At 32.6% G+C, this 16253-nt stretch carries 13 protein-coding genes and 1 other annotated feature (1 of these 14 only partly in view); of the genes, 12 read left to right on the top strand and 1 reads right to left on the bottom strand.

Annotated elements, in window-relative coordinates; translation table 11 throughout:
• Nucleotides 1-147: 147 nt before the first annotated feature.
• Nucleotides 148-1014 carry an aldo/keto reductase gene (locus ACTHPI_RS07255; protein WP_445353503.1) on the top strand — a complete coding sequence of 289 codons (867 nt, stop codon included), beginning with the start codon at nt 148-150 and terminating at the stop codon, nt 1012-1014.
• A gap of 75 nt (nt 1015-1089) precedes the next feature.
• Here the strand turns inward: ACTHPI_RS07255 and ACTHPI_RS07250 are convergent, their stop codons facing one another.
• Nucleotides 1090-1461 (bottom strand): pyridoxamine 5'-phosphate oxidase family protein, encoded by a 372-nt coding sequence (locus tag ACTHPI_RS07250; RefSeq protein WP_445353502.1) that lies wholly within the window; start codon nt 1459-1461, stop codon nt 1090-1092.
• A 162-nt stretch (nt 1462-1623) separates the two neighbouring features.
• Here ACTHPI_RS07250 and ACTHPI_RS07245 point away from each other — a divergent pair, with 162 nt between their 5' ends.
• The 11 genes from ACTHPI_RS07245 (at nt 1624) to thrS (ending at nt 16198) form a co-directional block, all read left to right on the top strand.
• The gene (locus ACTHPI_RS07245; protein WP_445353501.1) at nt 1624-4137 is read left to right on the top strand and encodes an excinuclease ABC subunit UvrA; all 2514 of its coding nucleotides are present in this window, start codon (nt 1624-1626) and stop codon (nt 4135-4137) included.
• A 187-nt stretch (nt 4138-4324) separates the two neighbouring features.
• Entirely contained in the window at nt 4325-5188 is an 864-nt protein-coding gene (locus tag ACTHPI_RS07240) for a Sir2 silent information regulator family NAD-dependent deacetylase (RefSeq protein ID WP_445353500.1), read from the top strand.
• Nucleotides 5181-6482 (top strand): Sir2 silent information regulator family NAD-dependent deacetylase, encoded by a 1302-nt coding sequence (locus tag ACTHPI_RS07235; RefSeq protein WP_445353499.1) that lies wholly within the window; start codon nt 5181-5183, stop codon nt 6480-6482. Before ACTHPI_RS07240 ends, ACTHPI_RS07235 begins: the two co-directional genes overlap by 8 nt.
• Nucleotides 6463-7047: a TetR/AcrR family transcriptional regulator gene (locus ACTHPI_RS07230; RefSeq protein WP_445353498.1), complete on the top strand. Its 585-nt coding sequence runs from the start codon at nt 6463-6465 to the stop codon at nt 7045-7047. Before ACTHPI_RS07235 ends, ACTHPI_RS07230 begins: the two co-directional genes overlap by 20 nt.
• 97 nt (nt 7048-7144) lie before the next feature.
• Nucleotides 7145-9808 carry a DNA polymerase I gene (gene polA, locus ACTHPI_RS07225; protein ID WP_445353497.1) on the top strand — a complete coding sequence of 888 codons (2664 nt, stop codon included), beginning with the start codon at nt 7145-7147 and terminating at the stop codon, nt 9806-9808.
• Nucleotides 9809-9823: 15 nt separating this feature from the next.
• Nucleotides 9824-10654: a bifunctional DNA-formamidopyrimidine glycosylase/DNA-(apurinic or apyrimidinic site) lyase gene (gene mutM, locus ACTHPI_RS07220; protein ID WP_445353496.1), complete on the top strand. Its 831-nt coding sequence runs from the start codon at nt 9824-9826 to the stop codon at nt 10652-10654.
• Nucleotides 10651-11250: a dephospho-CoA kinase gene (gene coaE, locus ACTHPI_RS07215; RefSeq protein WP_445353495.1), complete on the top strand. Its 600-nt coding sequence runs from the start codon at nt 10651-10653 to the stop codon at nt 11248-11250. The genes mutM and coaE overlap by 4 nt, the downstream gene beginning before the upstream one ends.
• A gap of 2 nt (nt 11251-11252) precedes the next feature.
• Complete coding sequence (nrdR, locus tag ACTHPI_RS07210; protein WP_445353494.1) at nt 11253-11720, top strand: transcriptional regulator NrdR; 468 nt, start codon at nt 11253-11255, stop codon at nt 11718-11720.
• 2 nt (nt 11721-11722) lie between these two features.
• Complete coding sequence (locus tag ACTHPI_RS07205; protein WP_445353493.1) at nt 11723-13063, top strand: DnaD domain protein; 1341 nt, start codon at nt 11723-11725, stop codon at nt 13061-13063.
• Between the two features lie 9 nt (nt 13064-13072).
• Nucleotides 13073-13975 carry a primosomal protein DnaI gene (gene dnaI, locus ACTHPI_RS07200; protein ID WP_445353492.1) on the top strand — a complete coding sequence of 301 codons (903 nt, stop codon included), beginning with the start codon at nt 13073-13075 and terminating at the stop codon, nt 13973-13975.
• 288 nt (nt 13976-14263) lie between these two features.
• Nucleotides 14264-16198: a threonine--tRNA ligase gene (gene thrS, locus ACTHPI_RS07195; protein WP_445353491.1), complete on the top strand. Its 1935-nt coding sequence runs from the start codon at nt 14264-14266 to the stop codon at nt 16196-16198.
• 47 nt (nt 16199-16245) lie between these two features.
• Nucleotides 16246-16253 (top strand) — a sequence feature (ribosomal protein L20 leader region) (it continues 109 nt past the right edge of the window).

The following is a 16253-nucleotide window of genomic DNA, read 5'->3' as shown; positions in this document are numbered from 1 at the left end:
AATTGTTAAAAATATCCTCTTATTGAGGATGTTTTTTTAGTTATTTGCTATAAAAATTAGTTATCGTTATATATTAATTATAAATATTTAACATAGATATAATTTCATAATAAAATTATTATAAAGAATCTTGAAAGGAAGATTAGTATGACAATTTTTGATGAAACTTATACTTTAAATAGTGGCGTAAAAATTCCTCGTATGGCACTTGGTGTCTGGGAAATACCTGATAGTGAAACACCCAAGGCTGTTGAAGAAGCTATAAAAATTGGCTATCGCCACATTGACACAGCCCAAGCTTATGGCAATGAGCGTGGAGTTGGTGAAGGTGTACGAAATTCTGGAATTAGTCGAGATAAATTATTTATTAATTCTAAAGTTGCAGCTGAAATTAAGAATTACAAAGAAGCTAAAAAATCTATTGATGACACTTTAAATAAAATGGATATTGATTATCTCGATATGATGATTATTCATAATCCGCAACCTTGGAAAGAAGTAAATCAATCTAATGATCGTCATTTTGAAGGAAATCTTGAAACTTGGCGTGCCTTAGAAGATGCAGTTAAAGAAGGAAAGTTGCGCACAATTGGTGTATCAAGTTTTAATAAAGAAGACTTAGATAATATTATTAAAAATAGTTCTACTACTCCAGCAGTTAACCAAATTTTGTGTCATATTGCAGCGACTCCAATGGATTTAATTAATTATTCTAAAGAAAAGGGTATCGTTGTTGAAAGCTTTTCTCCAATTGCTCACGGCGCAGCTATGAAAGATAAAGATATTATTGAAATGGCTAAAAAATACAATGTATCTGTCCCACAGTTATGTATTCGTTATGATTGGCAGCTTGGTACTGTAGTATTACCAAAATCTGCAAATCCAATTCACATGAAGAGTAATAGTGAAATTGATTTTGAAATTTCTGATGAAGATATGGAAATTTTGAAGAGTGTTAAAGCCTTAGACTATGGAGATGCAGAAGTATTTCCAGTGTTTGGTGGCAAATTATAAATTTAGCAATAATAAAAAACAGGTAATTCTCGTTACATATAAGTAAGAATTACCTGTTTTTAGTTAAAAATTCAATTATTCTTGAATTTCATCAATGTTCAAAACAACTACATATGCGTTAGGAGTATCTGTACCTTCAACAACACTCTTTGCGTAGTCATCATTTTCGTGAATTTCTGGAGTTGCGATAATCTTCATTGCCTTGTGACTTGGAATGTCAGCAACCACAATAGCAGCCTTTGAACCATTCTTTAAGTTTTCGTAAGCATGTGACTTAGTCTTTTCAAGGTATTGAAGTTGACCATCGTTAAGAACCTTCATTGAAGCCTTAGGACCAACTGCTGGAACACCATTTTCATCAACAGTTGCCATGTAAGCTAAGTGGTCTGGGTTATCAAAGAATTCAATTTGTTCTTTGGTTAATTTATTTGAGTCTAATTTTTTCATGAAATCATAAGTCCTTTCTGTTTCACTAAGTTATATCTATTATACGTCATAGTTAATATTAATAAAATTGATATGCACCATTTTTTGACAAAAAGTATTATTGACTGTAACCTTGCAGTATAGTTCATAATGATTGTGGAAATGAGAAGGGTAGGGAGAAACATGAAAGAAGAATTGCCAACGCAAATTGAAGTGCGTGGAGGACGAGTACATAATTTGAAAAATGTGAATGTTGATATTCCACTTCATAAGTTTGTAGCTATTTCTGGTGTATCAGGTTCTGGAAAAAGTTCTTTAGCGATGGGAATTTTATATGAAGAAGGGTCAAGAAGATATTTAGATTCTTTGTCTACTTTTTATCGAAGAAAAATTAAACAAGGAAGACAAGCTGATGTAACTTCAATTAAACATATTCCATCTGCTATTGCTCTTAGACAGCGTCCAAGTATACCATCTGAGCGAGCAACAGTGGGAACAATGAGTGAAGTATTTAATGTTTTAAGGTTGATTTTTTCACGGTTAGGTTCTCCAGTTTGTCCTAATGGACATCAAGTTGCACCAAGTTTAGAAATTGCAGAAGCCATGAGTAAATCTGGAGAAGAAATGGGAAAAATAAGTTGCCCTACTTGTGGAGTTGAGTTTTTTGTACCAAGTGCAGAAGAATTTGCCTTTAATTCTACTGGAGCTTGCACTAATTGTGGGGGAACAGGGAAAGTTCGTCAACTTGATGAAAATAAATTGATTGCTGATGAGAATTTAAGTATTGCTGATGGTGCAATTGCTTCTTGGAGACTTCCTGGGCGTAATTTTATGCCAAATGTTGCTGAATTTGCTGGAGTAAGAATTAATATTCCATTTAAAGATTTGACTCAAAAAGAAAAAGACTTTGTATTAAATGGTCCTGAGAAAAAATATAAGATGGATTTTCTTTCAGGAACTGGACGAGTTTTTCATGATTTTGAAGCTTTATATGAAAATGCTCATCAAGCAGTTTTGCGTTCTGCTAAAACTAGCAAAAGTGAACGTGCACAAAAGAGAATTAGCGAATTTTTTACTTATGATACTTGTCCTGTGTGTCATGGAAGTCGACTAAAGCCAATTTTACTTAAGCAGCTTGCAGGTGGTTTAAACATTGCGCAAGTTACAGAACTTTCACTTGAAAAATTAAAAGATTGGCAGGAAAAAGTAGAAAAAAGTTTACCACAAGAAATGCACCAGATGGCTCATAGATTATTTACAGAATTTGATGGAAATTTGCAGCCATTATTAGATTTAGGACTAGACTATTTAACTCTATCACGCAATGGTAATACTTTATCAACTGGTGAATTACAGCGAATTCAATTAGCACGTACTCTTCGTACAGAGACTACAGGTGTGCTTTATGTATTAGATGAGCCTTCAATCGGCCTTCATCCTGCTAATGTGGATGGTCTTATTAAAATTTTGCGTAAAATTGTTGCTCAAGGAAATTCCTTGGTAGTAGTTGATCATAATGTTGATATTATTGCGGCTGCTGATTATATAATTGAAATTGGACCAAATTCTGGTGAACGGGGCGGAGAAATTATTGATCAAGGAACTATTTCTGATATTAAGAAGAGCAAAAATTCCTTGATTGCACCATATTTAAATGGGAGTGCTAAAATTTTAGCTAGAAGTTTAAATACTAAGGCAGAAGATGAGATTCAAATCGAAGTTAAAAACTACTTCAATTTAAAAGATGTTAAAGCAAAAATTCCAACAAAGAAATTAACAGCTGTAACGGGTTTTTCTGGTGCAGGAAAAACCAGCTTAATTCTTGATAGTTTAGTACCTGCAATTACTGCTACCAAAAAACATGAAAAATTGCCTAAACAAGTAGTAAAACTTGATTCTGACCTTAAGAATGTGGTTAGTGTTGATGCAACTCCAGTTGGTAAAAATACTCGTTCTACTGTAGCTACGTATACTTCAATTATGGATAATTTACGAAAGCTTTTTGCAAGTACTGAAGAAGCTAAAGCACATCACTATACAGCTAGTTACTTTTCATATAATAATAAACAAGGTGCTTGTCCTACTTGTGGCGGAGTTGGGAGTGTAACCTTAGATATTCAATATTTACCAGATATGGAGCAAGTTTGTCCAACATGCAATGGTGAACGATATAATCAAAAAATAAAACAAATTAAATGGCATGGATTAAATATTGTTGATATTTTAAATTTAGACGTTAGAAAAGCTTTATCAATTTTTGCATCAGTTCCAAAGATAAAGCGAGAATTAGAATTATTACAAGAAGTAGGATTAGATTATCTTCATTTAGGAGAAAGTACTCCAGGTCTTTCTGGAGGAGAAGCTCAGCGATTAAAATTGGTAACTCATTTAACTAAAAGTCAAAAGAATACTTTGTTTGTTTTTGATGAACCAACAATTGGTTTGCATCCTCTAGATGTTAAAGTCTTAGTAACTGTTTTACAAAAACTTCTAGATAAGGGTGCAACGATTATTACAATTACTCATGATCTTAATTTAATTGCTAATTGCGATTATATATTAAATATGGGACCTAGAGGAGGAAGTAACGGAGGTCAAATTGTTACAGAAGGTCAATTAGATGATGTATTAAAGAATGATAATACTTTAACTTTAAAATATTTAAAAAATTATCTAAATCAATTGAAGAATAACTAAACTAAAAACTACTAATTTGTATTGAAAAATATGAATTAGTAGTTTTTTGTTACTTTTTATCAACACTTTTTAGAAAGTGTTGTCTAACTTACATAGTGAAGAAAACTGTTCTTCTAATTTGAATAGTAAAAATAGTAAGATGGTATCAAATACAAATATAGTTTAATTAAAAAGGATACGTTGAGTTATGGATAACATTACAAAATTAGCAGAAAAAATAAATGATGCCGATGCAATTGTTATCGGTGCAGGAAGCGGGATGTCTAATGCAGCTGGGATGGATTTTTGGTATGAAAATAGTCCAGTCATTTTAGAAGATCCAGATTTACGATATTTATATGAAAAATACCATTTTCAAGGTTTGTTTAATGCCTTTTATACTCCATTTGAGAGTCAAGAAGAACGTTGGACATTTTTGACTAAACTTTATAAATTACTTACTACTATCCAATCTAAGAATCCAACATATGAATATTTGCAAAAGATACTTACTAATAAAACATTTCATATAGTTACTACTAATCAAGATATGCTTTTTTTAAGATATTTTGATCAAAAACAAGTCAGTGAAATTCAAGGATCATGGGCATATTTTCAGGCGAAAGATACAAATATAGATAAAAATTTATATCCAACTAAACCAATTATGGAAGATTTATTAACTAAAATCGACAATCATTTAATTCCAAGTGAATTTATACCAACTGGTGGTGATGGTCAAGAGTTAATTGGATGGGTAAGAGGGCCAGAATTTTTAGAAGACAAGAAATATTTTGAAGAACATGAAAAGCTAAATAAATTTATTGGTAAATATAAAGACTCTAAATTATTATTTATCGAAATGGGTGTTGGTAGAATGACACCAATGTTTATTCAAGAACCATTTTGGGAAATGACACAATATCTAAAAAATGCAAGTTATGTCAATATCAATCCTAAAGATGCTTTATGTAATCCAGCAATCAAAGACAAGGCATTATTAATCAATGATGATATTAATGAAGTACTTAAAGAGACTAGCGAAAAGATTGAGGAGGCCAAAAATGTCTAATAAAGATGTACAATTAGCTCATAAATGGGTAGAAGAAGCTGATGAGATTCTAGTTACTGCAAGTAATGGATTTGCAATTTCAGAAGGCTTGAATTTATTTGCAAATGATGAAAAGCTACGTGAAGTTTTAGGTGATTTAGTAGATAAATATCATCTGACAAGTATATTGATGGCATTTTCGTATAAATATCCTAACCGTTTAGATTATTGGAGAATGGCAGCACGCGTAGCTGAATATTACAGCTATAATTATCAACCAAGTAAGTATATGAAGCAATTACAAAAAATAATTGCAGATCGACCATATTTTATTTGGACATCAAATACAGATCATCATTTTGTTCAAGCTGGATTTAAAAATGTTTTTGAAATAGAAAGTAACTGGTATAAAGGATGGAATAAGCTTGATAGTAATGCAAATGTTAATTTGAAAGAAACATTGCACCAAATATTTTTAAAGGATCAAGCAGGAACATTATCAGAAAAAGACTTGCCAGATAAAAATATTGAACTTAATTTTAATCAATTTGATAAAAAACAAATTGCTGATTTTAGAGAATTTTTGGCAAATAGTGAAAATAAAAAATTATTAGTATTAGAATTAGGAATTGGACCAAATAATCAACTTATTAAAGCTCCAACTATGGAACTTATTGCTTCTGATCCTCAAAGTAAATATATTACTATTAATAAAGGTGAATTAAATATTTCACCAGAGATTGCAAATCGTTCAATTGGCTTTTCTGGTTCAATTGAAGATGCATTTGAGGAAATTATCTCTGGAAAAAGCTTAGGTACAAAAGTAATTGGTCCTAAAAAAGTAAAAAAGCTTTCTCCTTCTGAATTAAAAGAACAAGAAAAGATGTTACAGAAGTTTTTCCCAGATTATATGATTAATGCTTCATTTCATGGTACTACACCGATGTATGTTACTATTGATGATGAACATCCGTCTTTATTGCATGGTGTAGAATTTGGGCAGTCTTGGATGTATAGTATTGGGGATGCAGCAAGAGTTCATTGTTTCACTCCTGATGGAAAGTATTATCATGTAGATTTAGGCTTAGATAAGAGCAAAGATCAGCTACATGGTTTTTATGTTAACCCGGGAACTCTAGTAGGTATTGAACATTTGCCAGGTCCAACTGGATTCTCTCAATTAAGTGTTAACTTACCAATGCAAAATAATGGCAGAATTATGATGCCTAGATTAACTGAACTAAAATTACTTTTCCCTGCTCAAAAAGAAATTATAGAAAAATTGAGTGATGATTATGAAAGTGAGAAAAACTGATCGTAGAACTGTATATACTATTAATGTTATTAAAGAAGCATTTATTAAATTAATTAATAAAGAGCCATATTCTAAAATAACTGTGGCACAATTATGCAGAGAAGCGGAAATTAACCGATCAACTTTTTACTTACATTTTGATAGCATTGATGATGTCTTAGATGCAGTCTTAGATGATGCCTTATTATTGACAAAGACTTCTCCCACAGTTGATTTTGAAAATCAAAGCTTTACTTTTCATGATTTAAATGAAAATGAATCATTAGTACCAGCTTGTCAGCGAATTGGAGATGCAGATAAATACCAAAAATTGCTATTAGATCCAGATTTGAGTGAGTATATTATTGGTAGAATAATGCTTCATGAAAAAGATAAAGTTGTTCCCAATATTATAAAAAGAACGGGATTATCAGAAGAAGATGCAATGACATTATTTTCTTATGTAATTCACGGTTCTTTTGCAGTTAATCGAGCTCATGGATTCAAAAAAGATTCTAAATGGTCACATGATGTGCAATTGTTAAATCGTTTTATTCAAGCAGGTTATGAAAGTTTGCGTAAATAATTTAATAAATAGGGTCTAATGATTAAACGAAATATACCAAAAACTGTTAAAATGTATAAAGAACATTTTGACAGTTTTTTTATTTAAGGAGAAAATTATGGCACAAAAGAAATTACTTTTAATTGACGGTAACTCGGTGGCCTTTCGTGCCTTTTACGCTTTATATCGTCAGCTAGATAAGTTCACTAGTCCTGATGGTTTGCATACTAATGCAATCTATACTTTTAAGAATATGCTTGATGCAATTATGAAAAAAGTCAACCCTACTAACGTTTTGGTCGCCTTTGATGCAGGAAAAGTTACATTTAGAACCCAAATGTATAAAGACTACAAAGGTGGTCGTGATAAAACGCCTAGTGAGCTTTCAGAACAATTACCAGTAATTCGTGAAATGTTAAGTGATTTAGGAATTAAAAGCTATGAACTTAAAAATTACGAAGCAGATGACATTATTGGGACATTAGCTAATATGGCAGAAGAAGCTGGCTATCAGGTTGTAATTGTCACAGGGGATCGTGACTTAACGCAGCTTACTTCAGATAAAGTTACAGTAATGATTACTAAAAATGGTGTTGGTGATACTGAAGATTATACTCCAGAACACATGAAAGAAGTAAATGGGGTAACTCCAACTGAATTTATTGATATGAAAGCATTAATGGGAGATACTTCAGATAATTATCCAGGTGTTACAAAAATTGGTCCTAAAACAGCTTCTAAGCTTATCCAAAAATATGGTTCTATTGAAAATCTTTATGCAAATATTGATGATATGAAAAAATCTAAAATGAAGGAAAATTTAATTGCAGATAAGGATAAAGCTGTTTTGGCTAAGAAGCTTGCTACAATTGATAGAACTTCTCCAGTAGAATTAACACTTGATGATACAAAATTACAAGAAGTTGATTATGAAAAACTTCGCACTTTATATGAACGTCTTGGTTTTAGAAAGTTTTTAAGTCAGCTTGATCAAAGTGGAGATGCCCAAAGTGCGAACACGGGTGAAGAAGATTACAAGTATATTGAGTTAACGCAAGAAAATATTTCTGAGTTAGAAGATCTTAAGCAAAAAGAAGTTACTTTTTATTTAGGGATGTTAGGTGAAAACTATCACACTGCTCCTTACGTTGGTTTTGCAATTAAAGTTGGAAATAAAAATTATGTTTCAAAGGATGCTGCTCTTCTTCAAGAAATGCCTTTGAGAGGACTTTTAGAAAATCAAACAATCAAAAAGAATGTTTTTGATATTAAACGTACTTATGTAGGGCTGAATCGTCTGGAAATTAAAGCTGGGGGCTTAGATTATGACATGCTTCTTGCTAGTTATTTAGTAAATAATGAAAATAATTCCAATGATTTAGGTGAAGTGGCCCATCTTTATGATGAATATTCAATTAAGACAGATTTAGAAGTTTATGGTAAAGGTAAAAAGCAAGCAGTTCCTGATGATGATATCTTCTTCAAGCATTTAGCAGCAAAAACTTGCATAATTGAAAAATTAAAACCTGAATTATTGAAACGTCTTAAAGATCATGAACAAGATAGTTTGTATGATGAAATCGAAATTCCAGTTGCTTTTGTTTTAGCTAAAATGGAAATTGCTGGGATGAAGGTCATGCCAAGTACACTTTTAGAACTTCAAAATGAATTTGCAGTCCGTCTAAAAGATCTTGAAGAAAAAATTTATAAACAAGCTGGCGAAGAATTTAATTTGAATTCTCCTAAGCAACTAGGTCATATTTTATTTGAAAAATTAGGTTTACCAGTTATTAAGAAAACAAAAACAGGTTATTCAACTTCTGTAGATGTTTTAAATCAATTGCGCAAAGACAGTCCAATTGTTAGTGAAATTCTTGATTATCGGCAGCTCGCAAAAATTCAATCTACTTATGTAAATGGATTGCTAGATGTAATTCAACCAGATGGTCGAGTACACACTCGTTATTTACAAACTTTAACTGCAACGGGTCGTCTTTCTTCAGTTGATCCTAACTTGCAAAATATTCCAACTAGAACTGAGGAAGGAAAACAAATTAGAAAAGCTTTTGTACCAACTACGGAAGATGGGTATATTTTTTCATGTGACTATTCTCAAGTTGAACTGCGAGTATTAGCACATGTTGCAGGAGACAGTGCAATGCAAGAAGCCTTTAAAACAGGCTATGACATTCATGCCCATACTGCTATGAAAATTTTTCATTTAAATTCACCAGATGAAGTAACTCCGCTTCAACGTCGTCATGCTAAAGCTGTTAACTTTGGGATTGTTTATGGAATTTCTGATTATGGCTTATCTAAAAACTTAGATATCTCTAGAAAGCAAGCCAAAGAATTTATTGAAAACTATTTTGAACAATATCCTCAAGTTAAGGAATATATGGATAAAGCAGTTAAATTTGCACGTGAAAACGGATATGCTGAAACCATTATGCATAGAAGACGTTATTTACCAGATATTCATTCTAAGAACTTCAATGTTCGTAGTTTTGCAGAAAGAACTGCAATCAATTCTCCAATTCAAGGTTCAGCTGCAGATATTATCAAAATTGCAATGATCAATATGGAAAATAAACTTGAAGAACTCCACTTAAAAACTAAGATGGTTCTCCAAGTTCACGATGAATTAATTTTTGATGTACCAAAAGAAGAATTAGAGACTATTAAAAAAGTTGTTCCAGAAGTTATGCAATCAGCTGTTCAACTAGATGTTCCATTGGTTGCAGATTGCGGTTGGGGTCATAGTTGGTATGATGCTAAATAATTTAAGGAGATAATTATGCCAGAAATGCCAGAAGTAGAAACTGTAAGGAGAAGCTTGTTGCCTTTAGTAAAAGGTAAAACTATTAAAAAAGTAACCTTATGGTATCCCAAAATTGTTGCTAGTAATCATGATAAGTTTGTTAAAGAACTTCCTGGTAAAAAAATCCTTGATATTGATCGTTATGCAAAATACTTGCTTTTTAGACTAAGTGATAATTTAACTATTGTTTCTCATCTTCGAATGGAAGGTAAGTACCACTTAGTAGACAGTTCTTTAACTAAAGATAAACATGATCATGTTGAGATAGAGTTTACTGATAAAACTGCATTAAGATATAATGATGTGCGCAAATTTGGAAGAATGGAACTAGTTGTAACTGGAACTGAACGTGAAACTACAGGTATTGGAAAATTAGGACTGGAACCTAATAGTCCAGAATTTACTGTTTCATATTTAGTTAATAAGCTACATACTAAGCAAAAGAACATTAAAAATGCTTTACTCGATCAGACCATTGTTGCTGGATTAGGTAATATCTATGTAGATGAAGTTTTATGGCAAAGTGGTATTCATCCTTTATCTAAGTCTTGTAAAATTCCATCAAAGCAAGTGAAAATTTTACATCAAAACATTAACAGTGAAATTTCTCAAGCAATTGCATTGCGTGGAACTACTGTTCATACTTATTTAGATGCTAATGGGGATGAAGGTGGCTTTCAAAATTATTTGAAAGTCTATGGTCATAGCGGTGAAAGTTGTGCTAAATGTGGTACAAAATTAGAAAAAATCAAAGTAAATGGACGAGGGACCACCTTTTGTCCAAAATGTCAGGTGATATATAAATGACACAAGTATTAGGGTTAACTGGCGGAATCGCAACTGGAAAAAGTACAGCCGATGAATTTTTTAAAAAGCAAAATATTCCAATAATTGATAGTGATAAAATTGCCTATAAAATTATGGATATTGGTAAGCCTGCTTATCAAAAAGTTAAGCTTATATTTGGTGATGAGTTCTTGAATGAAGATAAATCAATAAATCGTAAAAAATTGGGTCATTTAGTCTTTTCAGATTCAAAAGAATTAAAAAAGCTAAATGATATTACTCATCCCTTGATTTATCAAGAAATCCAAGAGAAAATACAAGTAGAGAAAAATAAAAAGACGCCACTTGTAATAGTGGATGCACCAGTGCTTTTTGAAAGTGGCGGTCAAAAATATTGTGATGCTACTTTAGTAATTACTTTGTCATTAGATGTGCAGCTTAAGAGATTAATGGTGCGCAATAATTTAACTAAAAATGAAGCAATGAATCGAATTAATTCACAGATGCCTCTTGCTCAAAAAGAAAAATTAGCTACTTATGTAGTTGACAATACTGGTACAATAAAAGAATTAGAAAATAATTTAGCAAAAATTTTGAAAAAGATGTGCGAGGTTTAATTATGGAATGTCCAAATTGTCACCAAAATTCCTCTCGCGTTATTGATTCGCGTCCTAGCGATGAAAATCGTGCAATCAGACGGCGCAGAGAATGTGAAAATTGCGGTTATAGATTTACTACTTTTGAAAGAATTGAAACTGCCCCTCTTCTTGTGATTAAGAATGACGGAACTCGTGAACCTTTCAGTCGTAAAAAGATTCTTCATGGAGTTATGGCGGCTGGGCAAAAGCGCCCAATTACAAGTACTCAATTTGAACAATTAGTAGATCGAGTTGAAAATAAGGTTAGAAAACAGGGTGTTAGCGAAATTTCATCAAAGAAAATTGGTCAGTTTGTAATGGATGACTTAGCTGATATTGATGATGTTGCTTATATTCGTTTTGCTTCGATTTATCGTGAATTTAAAGATATGTCAAGTTTTATGAAAACCATGGAAGATATGATGGCTAAGCGTGAGAAAGGAAATTAAAAATGTTTGAGACATCTAATCCCAGACAGCCTTTTCTTGTACTTAATCAGATAAAGCTTTTTCCAGAAGATATTGAAATATTAATTAAGCTCTATCAACCCTTAATAGGTGCAACAGCTATATCACTGTATCAAACCTTAATTGAAAATTTTGATTCATATGATACTATTTCAAGTGCTAAGGCTATTGGTTTGCTTCAACAACAAATAGATTGTGGATTGAGGGACTTATTTTTGGCTCTTCATAAGTTAGAAGCTGTAGGATTAGTTAAAACTTACCTTAAAAAGACAATGGTAGGTCAAACAATTTTATTTCGTTTGTTGAAAGTTCCACAGTCAAAAGAATTTTTTTCAACGCCATTATTATCTAGCTTATTACGTGAGAAAATTGGCTCTACTAATTTTCAAAGTCTTAGTCATTATTTTGCTCAGCAAAATAAATCTCGGGAAAAAGAAATTAAGGATGCACAAGAAGTTTCTGCGTCCTTTTTTGACGTTTTTCGTCTTTCTCAAAAAGAAGCAATTAGCCCTTCTCAAGAAGTACAAGAAGCTGCTATGGAAAACCAAGTTCAAGACATTCCAAAAGCAGAAATTAATGATACTGATACCACAGATTGGAAGTTTATTGAAGATCAATTTGAAACTTATCAAATTCCTGTAGAAGAAATTAAATTAAAAAAAGCAGCGATTAGGTCATTAATTCAGACTTATGGTTTAACTGAGCAAGAATTTGTGGAAGAGTCTCTGCCAACTTTACGTGGAAGTTATAAACTTGATATGAAGGCAATTGAAGAAATGATTGCTGATAATTATCGTTTAAATCACACTCGTCAAAATATAGCAAAGCAAATTAAAAAGAATAAAGAGAATGTAGCTGTTTCTAAAAATAGTAAAAATCAAAAGTTAATCGATGCAGCAACTCAACTATCTCCAGCTCAATTTTTATATAAAATGAAAGAAGCAAAGGGTGGCTTTACAACTGCTTCTGAAAATACGATATTAAGTAATTTGCATATGAAAGGATTGCCGATAGATGTAATCAATATGATTACTTATACTTGTCTGGAATATTACGACAATGCAAATGTTAATTATAAGTTAGCTAATAACTTGGCAAATGATTGGCTGCAACATCAAATAGCTACTGCTTCACAGGCTCTTGATTATATTCAACAAAGAGGAATTGATAAAACAAATAATAAAAAGACTTATACGCGTAAAAAACATGTTGAAAAGGGGACAGATTGGAGTAAGAAGAAGGCAAAGAAACCTGACAAGAATTTTAATCCGGAAGAATTAAAGAAGTTTTTTGAAGATTTTGAAGATAAAAATGGTATGAATTAGGTGATAAAAATGAAGCCAATTGGCGACATGATTAATAATGTTGTTAAAAAACGTAATTTAGGCAATTTTAGTTTGTTACAAAAAGAAGTACTACAAGATAAAGATGTACAAACTTTTTTAAAAGAAAATGCTAGTCATTTAAATAAAGCTATTGTTGCAAATAGTATGGCTAATTTGTACGAGTTTTATACTCAAAAAAAGAATGCCAACCATGTAATGGATGGATATCAACCGGAATTATTTTTAAATGGACGTGTAATTGATGTTCGCTATAAACCAACTGCTGAAAAAATTAGTCATGATCGTGAAAAGTTGACCAAGGAGCATTTAGAGTTAATAGATTTACCTAAAAAACTTCATAATGTTCGTTTAAGTCAACTGGATTTAACTGCTGAAAGATCTGAGGCTTTTGGTTTGATTCAGAAGTTTTTGCTAGATTATAAAAAAGATATTCATCAAAGAGGTTTATTTTTAACTGGTGATTTTGGCGTAGGAAAGACTTATCTTTTGGCAGGTCTTGCTAATTATGTTGCAGCAATGAGTAAGAATGTTGTCTTTTTGCATGTTCCAACTTTTATTTCAGGACTTAGTAGACATTTTGAAGATAATAGCTTGCAAAAAGAAATTAATAAAGTTGCTGAAAGTGATCTCTTAATTTTAGATGATATTGGTGCTGAAACTTTAAGTCAATGGTCGCGAGATGATGTGTTAGGGGTAATTTTACAAGCAAGAATGGACAATGTGCTTCCAACGTTTTTTTCATCAAATCTCAGCATGGATGATTTAGAGGAGCATTTTAAAGAGACTAAGAATTCAATTGATGCCGTTAAAGCTGGACGTCTTATGCAAAGGGTTCGCTTTTTAGCAAAAGAAGTTGTAGTTGATGGAGAAAATCGGAGAATTCAGGAATAAATTTTAGAAAAGGGCTTGCAAGTAAAAAATGAGTGCGTATAATAGAATTTAAGTAAATGAACATGATGCTACTTGTCTCAGAGAGAAAGATCTAGTTCTGGAAGTCTTTCATTAAAGTAGCACCCCACTCGTTTATTACCCAACGTTCATATTTGGTTAGATTCCTATATCAATCTATTAAGAGAGGCTAGACTCACTCTAGCCTGAATTTTGGGTGGAACCACGTAATTAAGCGTCCCAGTGCAGTTAGCACTGGGACTTTTTTATTTTTCTTTTTTGGAGGTAAATATGAGTTTTTCAATTACTTTGCCAGATGGTTCAAAGAAGGATTTTGACAAAGAATTAACTATCGCAGAATTAGCACATGGAATTGCTACATCATTAGGTAAAGCAGCTGTTGCAGGTAAAGTTGATGGTCAAATTAAGCCACTTGACTTTGTCTTAAATGGCGATCATGAAGTTGCAATTATTACTGATAAGGATGAAGAAGGTTTAGATGTTTTGCGTGCAACTGCTGCATTTATGTTTGAAGCTGTTGCTAAAAAGGAATACCCTGAACTTCACTTTGGTGAACATGTAGCTGATGACGGTGGCTTTTATGTTGATACTGATAAAAAAGATCAAATTAAAGTTAGCGAATTGCCTAAGTTAGAAAAGGCAATGCAAAAGATGGCTAAAAATGGTGAAAAGATTGAACATGTTCAAATGGCTAAAAGCGAACTTGAAGAAATGTTCAAGGATGATCCATATAAGAGTGATCTTTTGAAGAAGATTGATGCAGATACTGTTGACGCATATAAGCTTGGTGATTTTGTAGACTTTGGTTTTGATGCTTTGATGCCAAATACTGGTAAAATTAAACACTTTAAGCTTTTATCAGTAGCTGGTGCTTACTGGATGGGTAAGAGTTCAAATCCTATGCTTCAAAGAATCTTTGGTACTGCATTCTTTAAAGCAGCTGCTTTAGATGAAGATTTAAAGCGTCGTGCAGAAATTAAGGAACGCGATCACCGTACTATTGGTCGTGACCTTGACCTCTTCTTCGTAGATCCTAAAGTTGGTGCAGGTCTTCCTTACTGGATGCCAAAGGGTGCCACTATTCGTCGTGTTGTAGAACGCTACATTATTGACCGTGAAGTAGCTGATGGTTACAAGCACGTTTACACTCCAGTTCTTATGAACTTAGATGCTTATAAGACTTCTGGTCACTGGGCACACTATCGTGACGATATGTTCCCACCAATGGACATGGGAGATGGCGAAATGCTTGAACTTCGTCCAATGAACTGCCCAAGTCATATTCAAATCTACAAGCACCACATTCGTTCATACCGTGATCTTCCACTTCGTGTTGCTGAACTTGGTATGATGCACAGATATGAAAAATCAGGTGCCTTGTCAGGTCTTCAACGTGTTCGTGAAATGACTTTAAACGATGGTCATACTTTTGTAGAACTTGACCAAATCCAAGAAGAATTTGCTAAAGTTTTACGTTTAATTATGGACGTTTATAAAGACTTCGACATTACTGATTACTACTTCAGACTTTCATACCGTGATCCAAAGAATACTGATAAGTACTTTGCAAATGACGAAATGTGGGAAAGAAGTCAAAAGATGCTTAAAGGTGCTATGGATGACCTTGGTCTTGACTACGTTGAAGCAGAAGGTGAAGCAGCATTTTACGGTCCAAAGCTTGACATTCAAACTAAGACTGCTTTAGGTAATGATGAAACTATGTCAACTATTCAACTTGACTTCATGCTTCCTGAACGTTTTGGCTTAACTTATGTAGGTAAAGATGGTGAAGAACACCGTCCAGTTATGATTCACCGTGGTATTGTTGGTACTATGGAAAGATTCATTGCTTACCTTACTGAAATCTACAAGGGTGCATTCCCAACTTGGCTTGCTCCAGTTCAAGTAGAAATTATTCCAGTTAACTTAGATGCTCATGGTGAATATGCTGAAAAGGTAAGACAAGAACTTGCTAAGCGTGGATTTAGAGCAGAAATTGATGACAGAAATGAAAAGATGGGTTACAAGATTCGTGAATCTCAAACCCAAAAAGTACCTTACACTTTAGTTCTTGGTGATGAAGAAATGAAGAGTAACGGAGTTAATGTTCGTCGTTACGGTACTGAAGAAGAAATTTCTAAGAGTCTTGATGACTTCATTAACGAAATTGACGCTGATGTTAAGTCATACTCACGCGAAAACTAAATTAATTATTGACGATTACTTTAGTAAAGAGTATAATCGTACTAGTTGAGAACAA

The sequence above is a fragment of the Lactobacillus sp. PSON genome (assembly GCF_052615405.1).
The sequence above is the reverse complement of the archived record's forward strand: the minus strand, read 5'-3'. Positions and strand labels throughout refer to the sequence as shown.